19 protein-coding genes and 1 pseudogene are annotated in these 13,953 nt (G+C 60.9%); 10 read left to right on the top strand and 10 right to left on the bottom strand.

Going from position 1 to position 13,953, the window contains the following annotated elements:
• The first annotated feature begins 57 nt into the window (after nucleotides 1-57).
• From dnaB to FO013_RS11635, 4 genes are all read left to right on the top strand, one after another.
• Nucleotides 58-1,368, top strand: a complete 1,311-nt coding sequence (dnaB, locus tag FO013_RS11650; protein ID WP_050773361.1) for a replicative DNA helicase — start codon at nucleotides 58-60, stop codon at nucleotides 1,366-1,368.
• 44 nt (nucleotides 1,369-1,412) lie between these two features.
• On the top strand, nucleotides 1,413-1,976 hold the full coding sequence (locus tag FO013_RS11645) for a dihydrofolate reductase family protein (protein WP_143922714.1): 564 nt from the start codon (nucleotides 1,413-1,415) through the stop codon (nucleotides 1,974-1,976).
• A gap of 39 nt (nucleotides 1,977-2,015) precedes the next feature.
• Nucleotides 2,016-2,549, top strand: coding sequence for a GNAT family N-acetyltransferase (locus tag FO013_RS11640; RefSeq protein WP_143922713.1), 534 nt, complete (start codon nucleotides 2,016-2,018; stop codon nucleotides 2,547-2,549).
• 117 nt (nucleotides 2,550-2,666) lie between these two features.
• Nucleotides 2,667-3,590 (top strand): LysR family transcriptional regulator, encoded by a 924-nt coding sequence (locus FO013_RS11635; RefSeq protein ID WP_143922712.1) that lies wholly within the window; start codon nucleotides 2,667-2,669, stop codon nucleotides 3,588-3,590.
• On the opposite strand, the gene FO013_RS11630 is transcribed toward FO013_RS11635, so the two are convergent.
• Nucleotides 3,566-3,916 carry a winged helix-turn-helix transcriptional regulator gene (locus FO013_RS11630; protein WP_143922711.1) on the bottom strand — a complete coding sequence of 117 codons (351 nt, stop codon included), beginning with the start codon at nucleotides 3,914-3,916 and terminating at the stop codon, nucleotides 3,566-3,568. The genes FO013_RS11635 and FO013_RS11630 overlap by 25 nt on opposite strands.
• Nucleotides 3,917-3,999: 83 nt before the next feature.
• Here FO013_RS11630 and FO013_RS11625 point away from each other — a divergent pair, with 83 nt between their 5' ends.
• Nucleotides 4,000-4,764 carry an NAD(P)H-dependent oxidoreductase gene (locus FO013_RS11625; RefSeq protein ID WP_143922710.1) on the top strand — a complete coding sequence of 255 codons (765 nt, stop codon included), beginning with the start codon at nucleotides 4,000-4,002 and terminating at the stop codon, nucleotides 4,762-4,764.
• Nucleotides 4,765-4,807: 43 nt separating this feature from the next.
• On the opposite strand, the gene FO013_RS11620 is transcribed toward FO013_RS11625, so the two are convergent.
• Complete coding sequence (locus FO013_RS11620) at nucleotides 4,808-5,305, bottom strand: GNAT family N-acetyltransferase (protein ID WP_143922709.1); 498 nt, start codon at nucleotides 5,303-5,305, stop codon at nucleotides 4,808-4,810.
• A gap of 120 nt (nucleotides 5,306-5,425) precedes the next feature.
• On the opposite strand from FO013_RS11620, the gene FO013_RS11615 reads away from it, so the two are divergent.
• The gene (locus FO013_RS11615; protein WP_143922708.1) at nucleotides 5,426-5,929 is read left to right on the top strand and encodes an SRPBCC family protein; all 504 of its coding nucleotides are present in this window, start codon (nucleotides 5,426-5,428) and stop codon (nucleotides 5,927-5,929) included.
• A 33-nt stretch (nucleotides 5,930-5,962) separates the two neighbouring features.
• Here FO013_RS11615 and fdxA read toward each other — a convergent pair whose 3' ends face one another.
• The 6 genes from fdxA to FO013_RS11585 form a co-directional block, all read right to left on the bottom strand.
• Entirely contained in the window at nucleotides 5,963-6,283 is a 321-nt protein-coding gene (fdxA, locus tag FO013_RS11610) for a ferredoxin (RefSeq protein ID WP_143922707.1), read from the bottom strand.
• 35 nt (nucleotides 6,284-6,318) lie between these two features.
• A complete protein-coding gene (locus FO013_RS11605) occupies nucleotides 6,319-7,224 on the bottom strand; it encodes an alpha/beta fold hydrolase (protein ID WP_222103610.1) in 906 nt (301 codons plus the stop codon).
• Between the two features lie 171 nt (nucleotides 7,225-7,395).
• Nucleotides 7,396-8,061 carry an NAD(P)H-dependent oxidoreductase gene (locus FO013_RS11600; protein WP_143922705.1) on the bottom strand — a complete coding sequence of 222 codons (666 nt, stop codon included), beginning with the start codon at nucleotides 8,059-8,061 and terminating at the stop codon, nucleotides 7,396-7,398.
• A 57-nt stretch (nucleotides 8,062-8,118) separates the two neighbouring features.
• Nucleotides 8,119-8,442, bottom strand: coding sequence for a DMT family transporter (locus FO013_RS11595; RefSeq protein ID WP_222103609.1), 324 nt, complete (start codon nucleotides 8,440-8,442; stop codon nucleotides 8,119-8,121).
• Entirely contained in the window at nucleotides 8,439-8,777 is a 339-nt protein-coding gene (locus FO013_RS11590; RefSeq protein ID WP_260848108.1) for a DMT family transporter, read from the bottom strand. The genes FO013_RS11595 and FO013_RS11590 overlap by 4 nt, the downstream gene beginning before the upstream one ends.
• Nucleotides 8,778-8,791: 14 nt before the next feature.
• A complete protein-coding gene (locus FO013_RS11585) occupies nucleotides 8,792-9,379 on the bottom strand; it encodes a TetR/AcrR family transcriptional regulator (RefSeq protein WP_143922703.1) in 588 nt (195 codons plus the stop codon).
• 17 nt (nucleotides 9,380-9,396) lie between these two features.
• On the opposite strand from FO013_RS11585, the pseudogene FO013_RS11580 reads away from it, so the two are divergent.
• From FO013_RS11580 to FO013_RS11565, 4 genes and pseudogenes are all read left to right on the top strand, one after another.
• Nucleotides 9,397-9,585 (top strand): annotated as a pseudogene (locus tag FO013_RS11580) (IMP dehydrogenase); the annotation flags it as partial.
• A 54-nt stretch (nucleotides 9,586-9,639) separates the two neighbouring features.
• Nucleotides 9,640-10,209, top strand: coding sequence for a DapH/DapD/GlmU-related protein (locus FO013_RS11575; protein ID WP_143922702.1), 570 nt, complete (start codon nucleotides 9,640-9,642; stop codon nucleotides 10,207-10,209).
• Between the two features lie 193 nt (nucleotides 10,210-10,402).
• The gene (locus FO013_RS11570; RefSeq protein WP_143922701.1) at nucleotides 10,403-10,597 is read left to right on the top strand and encodes a ferredoxin; all 195 of its coding nucleotides are present in this window, start codon (nucleotides 10,403-10,405) and stop codon (nucleotides 10,595-10,597) included.
• Between the two features lie 45 nt (nucleotides 10,598-10,642).
• Nucleotides 10,643-11,803 (top strand): NAD(P)/FAD-dependent oxidoreductase, encoded by a 1,161-nt coding sequence (locus tag FO013_RS11565; protein WP_260848107.1) that lies wholly within the window; start codon nucleotides 10,643-10,645, stop codon nucleotides 11,801-11,803.
• A gap of 83 nt (nucleotides 11,804-11,886) precedes the next feature.
• On the opposite strand, the gene FO013_RS11560 is transcribed toward FO013_RS11565, so the two are convergent.
• Complete coding sequence (locus FO013_RS11560) at nucleotides 11,887-13,110, bottom strand: amidohydrolase (RefSeq protein WP_143922699.1); 1,224 nt, start codon at nucleotides 13,108-13,110, stop codon at nucleotides 11,887-11,889.
• 42 nt (nucleotides 13,111-13,152) lie between these two features.
• Nucleotides 13,153-13,797, bottom strand: coding sequence for an HAD family hydrolase (locus FO013_RS11555; protein ID WP_143922698.1), 645 nt, complete (start codon nucleotides 13,795-13,797; stop codon nucleotides 13,153-13,155).
• Nucleotides 13,798-13,953: the final 156 nt, after the last annotated feature.

Below are 13,953 nucleotides of genomic sequence, written 5' to 3'. Positions count from 1 at the left end.
GCCGGCAAAGTTCGAGGAAGAGGAAGACGATTGAGCAACAATCAGGGGTTTGACGGGATGAGGACCCCGCCGCAGGACGTCGAGGCCGAGCAGAGCGTCCTCGGTGCGATGCTTCTGTCCAAGGATGCGATCGCCGACTGCGTCGAATCCATGACCGGCGATGACTTCTACAAGCCTGCTCACGAGACTATCTACGAGGCCGTCCTCGACCTGTATTCACGCGGTGAGCCGGCGGATTCGGTGACGGTGGCCAACTACCTCACGAAGACCGGTGACCTGTCCCGAGTCGGTGGCGCAGCGTACCTGCACACGCTCATCTCCTCCGTTCCGACCGCCGCCAACGCCGGCTACTATGCTGCGATCGTGCGCGAGCAGGCCGTCCTGCGGCGCCTTGTCGAGGCCGGCACTCGCATCGTACAGATGGGCTATGACGCGGAAGGCGACACCGATGAGGTCGTGAACTCGGCCCAGGCGGAGATCTACCAGGTCACCGAGCGTCACACCACAGAGGACTACGTGATCCTCTCCGACATCCTCAGCGATGTCGCTCAGGAGATCGAACGCAATGGCGACACCGATGGCCAGACCGCGGGCGTGCCGACCGGATTCACCGAATTCGATGCGCTGACCAACGGTTTCCACCCTGGCACGATGATCGTCATCGCGGCTCGTCCCGGTGTCGGCAAGTCCACCCTGGCATTGGACTTCATGCGCTCGGCGGCGATCCACCACGGCCAGGCCGCCGTCTTCTTCTCCTTGGAGATGGGCAAGAACGAACTCGTCATGCGTCTGCTGTCCGCGGAATCGGAGATTCCGCTCCAGAACCTTCGCCGAGGTGAACTGTCCCCTCACGACTGGACGACCCTGGCCGCGACGGAGTCGCGCATCAACGACGCCCCGCTGTTCGTCGACGATTCCCCGAACATGGCGCTCACCGAGATCCGTGCCAAGTGCCGTCGTCTGAAACAGCAGCACGATCTCAAGATGGTCTGCGTCGACTACCTGCAGCTGATGAGCTCCGGCAAGAAGGTCGAATCCCGTCAGCAGGAGGTCTCCGAGTTCTCACGTTCGCTCAAGCTCTTGGCCAAAGAGCTTGAGATCCCGGTCATTGCCCTATCGCAGCTCAACCGTGGCAGCGAGCAGAGGACTGACAAGCGACCGATGATCTCGGACCTGCGTGAGTCCGGTTCGATCGAGCAGGACGCAGATATGGTGCTGCTCATCCACCGTGACGACATGTACGACAAGGAACATGAACGTGCCGGCGAGGCCGACATCATCGTCGCCAAACACCGTGCGGGTCCGACAGCCGACATCTCCGTGGCATTCCAGGGCGCGAAGTCCCGCTTCGTCAACATGCCGCAGTAGACTCTTCTGCACCAGCGGCTGCCGACGTGAGAGGGGCCGATGTCATGCGGAAACTGACCTTTGCGATGAATGTGAGCCTGGACGGCTACGTCGCCGCTCCCGGAGCTGATCTTGGCTGGACCACGCCGAATGACGAGGTGTTCCAGTGGTGGTCCGATCGGGTGGGTGCGACTGAGCTGGCGCTGTACGGTCGGCGACTGTGGGAGGCAATGAGTTCCCACTGGCCGACGGCAGCCCAGGAGCCGGGGGTCACACCAGCAGAATATGAGTATGCGCGCAGGTGGCTGGACATGCCGAAGGTGGTGTTCTCCTCGACGATCACCGCGGTCGACTGGAACGCACGGCTGTTCTCCGGTGATGCCGCTGCTGAGATCACTCGACTCAAGTCAGACGATGGTGGTCCCATGGACATCGTCGGCGCCACACTCGCTTCCGCGGCCATGCGGGCCGGACTGATCGATGAATACATTCTTCTCACCTACCCCGTGCTGGTGGGCGGCGGTACGCCGTTCTTCACACACCTGGAAAGCTGGGTGAATGTGAATCTGGTGGGGACACAGTCGTTTCCCAACGGTGTTCTCCTGACGCGATACGAGACAAGGCGTTGAAGGCCCGAGTGCGTATCGGTGCACGGTAGTCTGACTTACATGCTGATCAGACGAGAACGTTCAGGCGATATCGAAGCGATCCGCGTTCTCACTGCGGCCGCATTTCGCGGTGCAGAGCACAGTGCTCCGCCGGTGGAGCCGGGAGGAGATCCTGGGGAAGCGACGCTGATCTCATGGCTTCGAGACGACGCCGCGTGGATCCCTGAGTTCTCTCTCGTCGCCGTCGAAGAAGACGCGATCATCGGGCACGTTGTGGCCACGCGTGCTCACATCGACTCCTCCCCAGCTCTTGGCATCGGACCGGTCAGTGTCCAACCGGGGCAGCAGGGAAGGGGTGTCGGCTCCGCGCTGATGCATGCGGTGCTCGGTGCTGCAGATGCACGAGGTGAGACAGTCGTCGGTCTGCTCGGAGAACCTGCCTATTACGCGCGCTTCGGTTTCGTCCCAGCCTCGGCGACTGCAGTCTCCTCACCGGAGTCCGAGTGGGGCGACTTCTTCCAGATCCGCACACTCTCGGACTATGACGGTCAGGGCGGAACATTCCAGTACGCAGGTCCCTTTGACCGATTCTGAACAGTACCGATTCTGAACAGTTGAGTCCGATCATTCCGCGTGGGTGGTGAGCATTCATGCACAGAGATTGCGGCTCTTCGACCCATTTCGGAGTCCTCTCTGCCTAATATTGCAGATATGGACATGAAGCCGAACGATCTGCTCGTGCTGCTCACGGTTTCCCGATCAGCCAAGTTCACGACTGCGGCGGCGACGTTGGGGCTGAACCACACGACCATCTCGCGTCGCATCGCGGCTCTGGAGAAGGCCTTGGGCGGACGTGTCCTGTCTCGAGCATCCGGCGGTTGGGAACTCACCGAATTGGGTGAAGAGGCAGTGCGGGTGGCGGAACAGGTCGAGGATGCGGTGCGCAGCCTCGGCGAACCTGGTCGTGCCCCCGACCCGATCACCGGAGTGGTCCGAATGACAGCCACGGACGGCTTCAGCGCCTACGTGGCGGCCCCTGCCGTGGCAAAGCTGAGGAGTCGACATCCCGGACTCAGCGTGGAGATCGTGACCGTGACCCGCCAAGCTCTGCAGCAGCGATCTGGCTTGGATATCGAAGTCGTCGTGGGGGAGCCGCAGGTGCATCGTGCTCAAGCGTTCAAGCTCGGTGACTACGAATTGGGCATGTATGCCTCAAAGGACTATCTGGCTGAACAGGGCACACCGGCAACGGTCGAGGAACTGGCTGACCATCGACTGGTCTATTTCGTGGACTCCATGCTCCAAGTCGACGACCTCGATGCCCCGCGTCGACTGGTCCCCACGATGAAGGACGGAGTGTCCTCGACCAATGTGTTCGTCCATGTGGAAGCCACGCGCGCCAGTGCGGGCATCGGCTTCCTGCCCTGTTTCATGGGTGACCTGCATGCCGACCTGGTCCGACTCCTACCGGAGACCCTGTCGGAACGGCTTCCCTATTGGATGGTCCTACGGCCCGACTCGATGCGCCGCCCCGCCGTTGCCGCCGTGGTCCAGGCCCTGCGGGACCAGACAGTTGTTCATGAAAAGGCTCTTCTGGGAGAACGTGACACTCAACCGGCGTCCTCGCGGTCATAGACAGGACGAATGTATCGCTCGCTCCAGTCGCCGAGTTCCTCAGCTATCTCGGCTAGTGCGGCGCCGGACTCGGTGAGTTCGTAGGTGACATGCGGCGGCACCTCTGGATACACAGTCCGTATGAGGATGCCATCGTCTTCGAGGGCGCGCAGCTGTCGAGTCAGTGTCTTTGCAGAGACGGGACCCGCCTCCCTCTGCAGACGTCCGAACCGCAGGGGTCCGGCGACGAGTTTAGAGACGATCGTCAGCTTCCAGTCACCTCCGGCGACTGCAACTCCGACTTCGATGGGACACACCTCGAAGGCACTTCGAACCTTATTCCTCATCGCTGGCTCCTGACGTCTATGACCCTTAGTGACAAAAATGACCGTACTACCGCAGAGTGCACGATGAGCCTAGCATCGAACTCATGCATGTACTTCAGATTTCAGCAGCTCCGTCAGCAACCGCCCTCACTGCGGATCTCGCAGCAGTTGCCCAAGCGACTTTGCACGACCACGGTCACCAGGTCACAACTGTGGACCTGATGGCCATCGATTGGAACCCTGTAGTGACGGCCGCCGACTACGGTCTGGCTGAATTCACGGCTCCCGTCGGGACTCATGCGGCCGACGCCACTGCGCGAGACACTCTGTCGCCAGTGGTGAGCGAACATCAGCGGCTCCTGGCGGATGCCGACCTGGTCGTCTTCACTTTTCCACTGTGGTGGGGAGGGATGCCTGCGATCCTGAAAGGCTGGGTCGACCGCGTCTTCACCGATGGCTTCGCCTATGGTCTCAGAGATGACTCCGACAATCCGCGAAAGTTCGGCGACGGCGCGTTCAGCGGCAAACGCGGTCTGATCATCACCACCGCTGGGGAACGCTCATCGAGCTTTGAAGGCAGGGGCATCAATGGGTGCATCGATGATCTTCTGTTCCCAGTCACCCACGGCGTCTTCTGGTACACGGGAATCGCTCCGCTCAAGTCCGTCACACTGTTGGGCATCGACAGCCCCTTGTGGAAAGGAATCGACGACGCCCGCAGCCAGGTCAGACAGCGCCTCAGTGAAATCGAGGATGCCTCAGCAATCCCTTACCGGCGGATGCTCGAGGACTACGACGAGAAACGACTCCTCCGTTCAGATATTGCCGGGGGACGCTCCGACCTCGGGGTGCACGTCCGATCAGCGTGATATCTCGGGTCAATTCCACCCGGATGCTGTGGAACCCGAATCCTCACAGATCTATGGCGAAGACGAGGTGGACCGGCGATGCATGGCGCAGTGATCGATCGAGTCTCATGCCGACCTTCTCAGCCACCCGCTGGGAGGATCTGTTGTCCTGGTGGATGATCGAGACCAAACGCGACGCCATCGCACGCGAACCGGCGTAGTCGCGACAGGCAACGGCCGCCTCGGTGGCATAGCCGAATTTCTGGGCTGAACTCTTCACGTGGTATCCGAGTTCCAGGGCGGGTGTCCCATCGACCTTCTGCCAGGTCAGGCCGCAGTCTCCGATGAATTCGCCGGCATGGGTCTCTATGACCCAGAGCCCGTGACGGTACTCGGCATAGTTGCGCACGTTCCAATCGATCCACCCAGCGGCTTCAGTGCGATTCTTGGGGTGCGGGTAGTACTCCATGACTCGGGGATCGCCGAGGAGGTCCGCCATGTCGTCGAGATCGTCCGTTGACATCTCACGGAATCTCAAGCGCCGTGTCTCGTTCGGAGTCATGCTCTTCACACTACGCTTCGTCCGAAGAACCCACGGGTCGTGATGGCCGCCTGGGTAACAGCGTGGTGCAGGCCAGGCGATCGACGGCCTAGGCTGAGCATGACGGATGAAGGGAACTCGATGAAACGCACCATGCAGGTCAGCGACAGCATCGTGATCAACTGCGGCGCCGACGCCATTTGGGAGCAGGTCGCAGATCCGACGCAGATGCCTCGGTGGAGTCCAGAGAACACGGGAGCCAGCACATCGGAAGGACCACGACCGCTGCGCGTGGGTGAAGTCTTCGACGGCACCAACCGTCGTGGTCGAGCCACCTGGGTGACCGAATGCGTCGTCATCGATTCGGATCCAGGTTCCCGATTTGCGTTCACCGTACGCAAGATCGGACCGCGCTCGCCGACTCTCACAGGCAACAACGCCACCTGGTCCTACGCCTTTGAAGAGGTTGGGGGAAAGACACGTGTCACCGAAACCTGGAACGATGACCGCATCACATGGCCGAACTGGGTGGCAGTGGCATTCGATCGCGTTGTCACCGGAGGCACCACCTTTGCCGACTTTCAGCGGTTGAACATCCGCAGAACGCTGACTGCGATGAAGGATGAGTTCGAACAGAGGACCTGAGGACTCGGGACCTTGGCAGATCCTGTCGACCGCTTACTGATTCTGCGGCGGCAACGAGGCAATGATCGGATGGTCCTTGGGAATCACCCCGTGGACGGCGGCCCCGCCCGGCGAACCGATGTCATCGAAGAACTCGACATTCGCCTGGTAGTAGGTGGACCATTCCTCAGGAGTGTCGTCTTCGTAGAAGATCGCCTCCACCGGACAGACTGGTTCGCAGGCTCCGCAGTCAATGCATTCGTCGGGGTGGATATAGAGCATCCGATCCCCTTCATAGATGCAGTCCACAGGGCATTCGTCCACACAGGACCGATCCTTGACGTCAACACAGGGCTGAGCAATCACGTATGTCATGCCCACCACGGTAGCCCGAGATCTTGACCCCGAGGTCAATTGGGCGCTTTGTCAGGGACACCCCTGTCTGAGGCGTGTTGCTCAAGGGCGTCGGATTGCCTGAGCGCTGCATCGAACACTAGCTCGGCATGGGTCCAGAGGAGCGCGCCGCCAGCTTCATCTATCACTCTTCGTCGAGCGTGCGGGAACCGGGATGTGAGGAGCGCGCCGTGATCGGGCGAGTGCACCTGATCGCGGACTCCGAACAGTACGGTGACAGGAATTGTGATCGCGGCCAGATCGATGGGCCAGCGCGCAGCCGCCATCATCGTGTCTGCGACGTACCCGCTTCCACCTCCAACGAAGCCCTCTGCAAGAGCAGTCCGGTAAAGGGCATCGAAGGCGGGTGTCATGTAGACGGCGCGATCCTGCGCATCGGACCCGTCGAGGACCATGGTGAGCATGGCATCGGGCGTGAAGGAGCTCAGGAGATCCTGAGCGACGTCCGGTGCGCTCTGCACGAGATCGGGTAGAGCGCGTGCGGTCTCGGGGAGCAACTGGCGCACTGACGGGTTGGCTGCTTCGTCTGCTGGTGAGACTAAGACAAGAGTCTGTGCCCAACCCCGGGCGGCCGCAGCGAGACCGAACAGCGCACCTTGCGAGTTTGCAATGATGGGAACGCTGGGGTTAGTCACGCCGAGCGCGGCGGCAACGAAGAAGCAGTAGTCGGCTGCTGTCGAAGCCGGCGTGCGTGTGCGATCGGGGTCCGAACCGCCCATGCCGGGACGGTCCATCGTGATCAGTCGAATACCGCGGGCATCGAGCAGATCTTCACCGAACACCATGGACTTGCCGGTTCCCGCCCCGGCGATGAACAGGATCGGCGTCCCGTCTTCCGGACCATAGATGAGGCCGGTCAATGATCGTCCGGACGAACGACTCACGGAGAGAACTTGCGGCATCATGCAATTCTAAGGCCGCCTCCACCTCCCTGCCAGGGCGGCGTAAGTATCTGCGAGCATGGCCACGCGCTATGGCCTGCGGTGTCAACCCACCCCCACGATCGATCGCATGATCAGGCGGCTGCGCTACGAACTTGTCGAGTTCGAACTCACTCCAGTGTTCAGGCTCATTCACCGGGAAGCAATCCCGAAGCGATGAGCCAGATGATCGTCCTTCACATTGCGTACTTCCCGTTCATTGGACATGAACTGGCGTGCGAATGCCGGAACTTCACAAAGACCCTGTTCGCGGGTGATTGCATCGCCCTCGACGTCGTAGATGAAATGGCTTTCAACATCCGTCAGTCCGCAGTAGGCGAATGTACCCACATCGAGTTGCGTGTACATTGCTTCGTCGTACCCATACTTGGAGTAAGTCGGCTGTGCGGTGGCGCCAGTTGCCAGCAGCATGGTCGGTATGCTCGGCAGGAGTGGGTCTGGCTGGTCCTGGGTGGCATAGTCCATGGCCTCCTCACCAAATGCCCATCCACCAGTGAACACGCGTTCGATCCAGCCATGCATCATCGCTGGCAGGCCCCACCAGTAAATGGGGAAGACGAATGCCAGCCGGTCGGCCTTCTCGACGCGTCGGTGCATTTCGCCAATACCGGGAGGCACGGGTCCGCCGTAGTAGTGTTCGTGGTCTTCGACGGTGAAGCGGGGGTCGAATCTTTCGGCGTGCAGATCAATCCGGTCCACGGTGTGACCGGCTTCTTTAAATGCCTGCTCGAATGATTCGAGGATGCTGGCAGTGAACGCACCTGGTACTGGATGCGCGTATACGGTGACGAGATGCATAGTGATGCTCCGTTCTCTTCGTAGGGTTGTGTATTGCCTAATCGGTACAAGTGCCAGTCAGTGGGCGGCGCCCAATTCGACGAACAGGACCCCGCCGACCACCAGGGCCATACCGGCCGCCATCACTACGGTGAGCGGTTCCTGGAATAGCCACCGGCTCAGAATTGCTGTGACCACCACCCCTGCGGCCGTCCAAATTCCGTAGGCCACCCCGAGTGCCATGCCCTGAGCAAGGCAGACGGTCAGCAAGGTGAACGCGATCAGATAGCCGGCAACGGCCGCGATATACCACGCCCTGTTTCCCTGCACGGCGGCACGCAGGGAAAGAGTGCCGGCGACCTCTGTGATGACCGCACCCGTCAGGGCTGCAGCGGCAATCATGATCCGTTCTCCGTCGAGGCTCGGTTGCGGGCTGCGGTCTGGGAGCCGAATTCGATGACCAGGACCCCGGAGATGATCAGTGCCAGTCCTAGCGTCATCATGCCGGTCAGCGGCTCGTCGAAGAACACGGTAGAGAACACTGCGGTCAATGCGACCCCTGATGCTCCCCAGATGCCATACGCTGCGCCGATGGGCATCCCGGCGCGCAGGGCACGGGAGAGCAGGTAGAAAGCGGCGAGGTAGCCGATGACTACGATTGCATATAGCCACAAAGTCTCGAGCGCGCCCCGCAGGGAAAGTGTGGCGGTGACCTCTGCGACGATGGATCCGATCAACGCCGTCCACCTAGTCACGTATCCGCCAGGAGTGCCATTGCCGTGGCGCGTACGCGCTCGGTTGCCGCGGTGTCCAAGGGGAATGTGCAGAAGGCAGTGGAGTACCAGACGCCGTCGGCAACCAGGCGTGCGGTGAGGAGATTTCCCTGGGCGGCTGCATCCAGGTTCTCCGAAATGCCGAGCCAGGGCTGCATTCGCTCCACCCATCGAGCAGTCATCAACTCGCTGTAGCGAACATCGGTGCACATCACCACATCCGTCCGGTCCAGTTCGTCTGACAGCACGCAGTTCAGATATGCACGGATCCGCTCGGCCGTAGTCACGGCTTCGGGTGGCTGCCCGATCTCCTGCTGGAGTCGGCGTTGCCAGTGGTCGATCACGTGATCGACGAGCCCGAGCATCAATGCTTGCTTTGTGGGGAAGTGATACATGAGCCCGGGCTTGGTCAGTCCTGCCTCGCGCGCTGCCGATTCCAGTGTCACCGGCGCACCAGAGGCCGCTAGAGCCAGGCCGGCCTCCACGATACGGTCTTTCGATCCCTTAGCCATACCCAGCACTATACCAACCAGAAGGTAAAGAAGCATCCGCAGCTTTCTGAGCACCACCCCAACACTCGGTCGGATTCGGCACCGAGAGCCCCATCGAAGCTGTCGGCTCACAGGAATCGATGATGCAGGCGATCCGCTCCACACGTCCCGGAGGCCACGTGGGCAAGGTCTTCGACCAGACGACGTCGCTGGATCGAGCCGCCGAGGCATATGCCGCAATGGGCATGCGTGAGGCCCACAAGGTTCTGCTCAAATCCTGAGCATCCTTCCCGCCGAAAATGCAGGAAAGCGAGAAACGCGAAAGGATGGTCAGCATGGAACTCAAAGATCTGGTCAAAGCACTCAACAACGGTGAAACCATTGCCGGCGATTCGCCCCTTCATGAGGTCATGCACCGCACCAGCCAAGAGGCGCTGCGCATCACCGCCGAACTCAACGGTTCATATCACGAGCCCGACGAGGTCCGGCAGCTGTTGGCGTCGCTGATCGGGAAACCAGTGGACAAGACCGTCACGATGTTCCCGCCGTTCCACACCGACTTCGGAAAGAATACGACGATAGGTCGACGGGTCTTCATCAATTCAGGGTGCAGCTTTCAGGACCAGGGCGGCATCAGGATCGGAGACGACAGCCTCATCGGCCACAACACAGTTCTGGCGACCCTCAACCACGACATCAACCCGGAGCGTCGCGCCGACATGCATCCCGGCCACATCATCATCGGCCGCAACGTGTGGATCGGTTCGAATGTGACCGTTCTGCCCGGCGTGACCATCGGCGACAACGCCGTGGTCGCGGCGGCCTCGGTCGTGACCAAGGATGTGCGTGGAGGGACCGTCGTAGTGGGCTCACCGGCCCGTATGGTGCGATCCGTGACTGACTGAGCCGGCATCGCCGCGGAACGAGTCTGCCGATCTGGCACCGATGAATCACCCATGACCTCGGTGTATTCTTGACGCGAATACGCGGCATGAGAGCATCCGAATGGAACTCATGGCCGTTTGCCATGACACTGGAGCTGGTGCGTTTCTTAAGAACCGAAACTGGACGCCGATACTCAATTCTTCGGAGGTAGAAATGCGCATTGAACTCGACCAACCACGCTGTGAAGGCCATGGGCTCTGTGAAGAAGTAGCCCCTGATCTGGTCCACCTCGATGACGAAGGCGAACTGATCATCGACATCGCAGAGATCGAGGTCGGATCCGATGAGGAACACCATGCTCAAGAGGCAGTTCGCATCTGCCCAGTGACTGCACTGTCGCTCAAATGAGATTCGCGCACTGATACTCGAGGGACCGAGCAGAAGGGAATGCACGTGGACCGCAATTATGAGAATATCGTGATCGTCGGCTACGGCATCGCAGGGATGACAGCGGCGGATACACTCCGCTCTCACGGGTATCAGGGCCGGCTGGCCATCGTTGGCGGGGAGCCGCATGAACCCTATTCGCGGCCTGCTCTGTCCAAGGCCGTGCTGGCCGACGTCGGCACTATCGAGCCGCAGTATCTGCCGGCGTCCGACCACGGTGCGAGAGTGTTCCTGGGCAATCGTGCTGTGGCACTGGATCTGAAGCGGAGCTCTATCACGCTCGACAACGGTGAGCACATCGACTTCGACGGACTCGTCATTGCCAGCGGCTCCAGTGCCAAGCGGTTCACCGATCATCCCCGCGAATTCTCGGTTCGCAGCCATGATGATGCGCTCCGACTGCGAACGCGCCTGCACGACCAGCCGAGTGTGGTGATTCTGGGCGGGGGCCCGCTCGGAATGGAGATCGCCTCCGCGGCCCGGAAGATCGGCTGTGCCGTAACGCTGGTGCACCGAGGACCTCCTATGGCCAGCCATCTTGGCCCCTATCTGGGCAGCCGGTGCAGCGAGGCCGCCCGTGCTCAGGGTGTTGAGCTCATCGATGGAAGAGTCGCCGAGGTGTGCGCCCCCGATTCTGCTGACGGACCGATCACGGTTTGCCTCGAAAGCGGACAGGAGGTCGGTGGGGATGTCATCGTCTCTACGATCGGTGACGCTCCCGAAGGGGATTGGCTTGCCGACTCCGGCCTGTTGACCGATGGGCGACTCAAAGTGGACACTCGTGGGCGAGTGAATGAGCACATAGTGGCAGCCGGTGATATCGCGTGGCTGCCGACCGCAGACGGTCACGAACGACAGCCCCTGTGGACGGCCGCGATTGAACAGGCGAAAACCGCTAGCCTTGCTCTGCTCGTCGGTGATGAAGCCCCACCGCTGGACTTTCAATCGTACTTTTGGACCGAACAGTTCGGACTCACCATCCGCGTCTCCGGCGACTTCCCCGTTCATGGCGAACCCGAAGTCGTCGCTCGCGGACAGAAGGCCAATCCAGACGCGCTCCTGCTGCGCTGGAGTGGTGATGCGCAGTCGGCGGCCGCCGCCGTCGGTTATCGAATAGCTATCCCGAAGTTGCGTAAAGTCGCAACCGGAGACTTCCTGCCGTCCTGAGAGGTTCCGACCACGACAAGGTCGAGCCCGCCGAAGCGGACCAGATCCGTCCGAGGCCGCCATCTGATGAGGGTGGCAATTCCTTAGCTGCCCAATTGTGACAGCGCCGCGACGACCTGTGCCTTCGTGGCGATTTCAAGAGTCGGATCGATGACGGGGGCGAACTGCGGTGAGTGATTGGCCGGGATGTCCGTGTTCACGGTTCCCGCCTCGGCTGCCTTCTTGTACTTGTCAGCATCGCTGGATCCGATCATCCAGTATGCGTAGGGAATCTCGAAGGCATCGGGGATCTCGCTGAAGTCCTCCGAGGCTGTGGCGGGATTGGCCGGTTGGACGACCCCGTCATCGAAGTAGTCTTCGAATGCCTTGGTGACCGCCTCGTTCGCGTCTTCATCGTTGTCGGTCAGCGGAAACTGGTCGTAGTACTCGAAGCTCGGTTCCTTCTGGGATCCTGCGGCTTGGCACTCTGCCTTGACGATGCGTTCGATCGAGGCGATGATGCGGTCGCGGACTCCCATGTCATAGGTGCGCAGGTTGAGCAGAAGCTCCGCTCGATCAGGGATGATGTTGGATTTGGATCCCGAGTTCGAAGCGCCGACCGTGACGACGGCGAACTCACCGGGTTCGACCTCACGGGAGACGATGGTCTGCAGACGCAGAACGATCGTGGCGGCGAGGACCACGGGGTCCACCGACAGGTGCGGCATCGATCCGTGTGCTCCACGACCGTGCACGGTGATCTTCACGGAATCTCCAGCTGAGAGCACTGGGCCGGCCTTTGTGTTGACCGTTCCCGTGGGCAGCGGCATGACGTGCTGAGCGTAGGCGACGTCGGGCTTGGGGATCTTCGAGGTGAGGCCGTCGTTGAGCATGGCTTTGGCCCCGGCAGCATCCTCTTCGGAGGGCTGGAACAGCGCGATGTAGGTGCCTGACCAGGCGTCGAGGTTCTCATTCAGCAGACGGACTGCGCCCAGAAGTGCGGTGATGTGCATATCGTGTCCGCAGGCGTGCATGACTCCATCGATTGTGGAGGAGTAGTCCAAGCCGGTGTCCTCGCTCACCGGGAGGGCATCGATGTCGGCACGGGCGAGGACTGTCGGGCCCTGACCGTTCTCGATGACAGTGACGAGGCCCGTCTTCGAGACGTGTTTTGACTCAAGACCCAGGTCCTTGAGCTCGGATTCGATTCGCTCAGAAGTCTTGTGCTCCTGGAGGCCGAGTTCGGGCTGGCGGTGGAAATCTTTGTAGAGGCCACGCTGCCAATCCAGCTGAGAATCGATGTTGTCCAGGAAATCGGTGCTCGACATCACTTCTCCTTGAGTTCGAGGGTGAACGGGAACGACCCGTCCTCAGTTTTCAACGGCAGCAGGGGAGGAGAGGAGCCCAAGGCCTATAAGGTCGTCTCGCAGCTGCCGGGCATCGGTAAAGAGCAGGCCGATGAAGCCGAGCTGTTCGGCGGCACCGATGTTCGCCGGCAGGTCATCGACGAAGACCGTCTGTTCGGGGACTAGGTCGAAGCGTCGGCTCAGGAGGTGGAAGATCTCAGGGGCGGGTTTGATCAGCTTCTCCCGTCCCGAGACCACGATATCTTCGAGCTCATTGATCGCCGGCGCGACCTTCGGCGCATGGTGGAAGGTCTCTGCCGACCAGTTCGAGAGACCCAGCAGTCTGACTTCTGAGGCCTTGAGCTCGGCGATGAGCTCGGCCATTCCCTGAATCGGTCCCGTCAGGGACAGGTCGAAGCGGTCATAGTAGGCGGCGACGATCTCACCGTGACGCGAATCGGATTCAGCCGCCCGTGCGATCACCTCTGTGATCGGCACCCCGCGATCAGCCAGCGTATTCAGCATGCCGAAGTCCGCCTCGGCGGCAAAATCATTCCACTCGTCCCTGGTCATCCGATCGGCAAGAGGCCCGGTCTGATCCCAACCTATGAGGACGTTGCCCAGGTCGAAGACGACGGTGGTGGGGTGCAGGTCGGTCGGATGAGTCATCGTGGCATCACCTGTTCTGTGTGGGGACCTCAAGGCTTCCAACGCTACTCTCGGAGAGCCGCGCCTGCATCTGATGAAGGTGTTCGACAATAGCTCGGCGAACCTCAGTTCATTGCCCGCACGGCGATCATCATTCTCATTACCCCCAGAGCAGGT

Source organism: Brevibacterium aurantiacum (assembly GCF_007558825.1).
GTDB classification, from domain to species: Bacteria; Actinomycetota; Actinomycetes; order Actinomycetales; family Brevibacteriaceae; genus Brevibacterium; species Brevibacterium aurantiacum_A.
The sequence above is the reverse complement of the archived record's forward strand: the minus strand, read 5'-3'. Positions and strand labels throughout refer to the sequence as shown.

Coding starts and splice junctions, on each gene's coding strand:
- dnaB (WP_050773361.1), top strand. CDS start 58: ATGAGGACCCCGCCGCAGGACGTCGAGGCCGAGCAGAGCGTCCTCGGT.
- FO013_RS11645 (WP_143922714.1), top strand. CDS start 1,413: ATGCGGAAACTGACCTTTGCGATGAATGTGAGCCTGGACGGCTACGTC.
- FO013_RS11640 (WP_143922713.1), top strand. CDS start 2,016: ATGCTGATCAGACGAGAACGTTCAGGCGATATCGAAGCGATCCGCGTT.
- FO013_RS11635 (WP_143922712.1), top strand. CDS start 2,667: ATGGACATGAAGCCGAACGATCTGCTCGTGCTGCTCACGGTTTCCCGA.
- FO013_RS11630 (WP_143922711.1), bottom strand. CDS start 3,916: ATGAGGAATAAGGTTCGAAGTGCCTTCGAGGTGTGTCCCATCGAAGTC.
- FO013_RS11625 (WP_143922710.1), top strand. CDS start 4,000: ATGCATGTACTTCAGATTTCAGCAGCTCCGTCAGCAACCGCCCTCACT.
- FO013_RS11620 (WP_143922709.1), bottom strand. CDS start 5,305: ATGACTCCGAACGAGACACGGCGCTTGAGATTCCGTGAGATGTCAACG.
- FO013_RS11615 (WP_143922708.1), top strand. CDS start 5,426: ATGAAACGCACCATGCAGGTCAGCGACAGCATCGTGATCAACTGCGGC.
- fdxA (WP_143922707.1), bottom strand. CDS start 6,283: ATGACATACGTGATTGCTCAGCCCTGTGTTGACGTCAAGGATCGGTCC.
- FO013_RS11605 (WP_222103610.1), bottom strand. CDS start 7,224: ATGCCGCAAGTTCTCTCCGTGAGTCGTTCGTCCGGACGATCATTGACC.
- FO013_RS11600 (WP_143922705.1), bottom strand. CDS start 8,061: ATGCATCTCGTCACCGTATACGCGCATCCAGTACCAGGTGCGTTCACT.
- FO013_RS11595 (WP_222103609.1), bottom strand. CDS start 8,442: ATGATTGCCGCTGCAGCCCTGACGGGTGCGGTCATCACAGAGGTCGCC.
- FO013_RS11575 (WP_143922702.1), top strand. CDS start 9,640: ATGGAACTCAAAGATCTGGTCAAAGCACTCAACAACGGTGAAACCATT.
- FO013_RS11570 (WP_143922701.1), top strand. CDS start 10,403: ATGCGCATTGAACTCGACCAACCACGCTGTGAAGGCCATGGGCTCTGT.
- FO013_RS11560 (WP_143922699.1), bottom strand. CDS start 13,110: ATGTCGAGCACCGATTTCCTGGACAACATCGATTCTCAGCTGGATTGG.
- FO013_RS11555 (WP_143922698.1), bottom strand. CDS start 13,797: ATGACTCATCCGACCGACCTGCACCCCACCACCGTCGTCTTCGACCTG.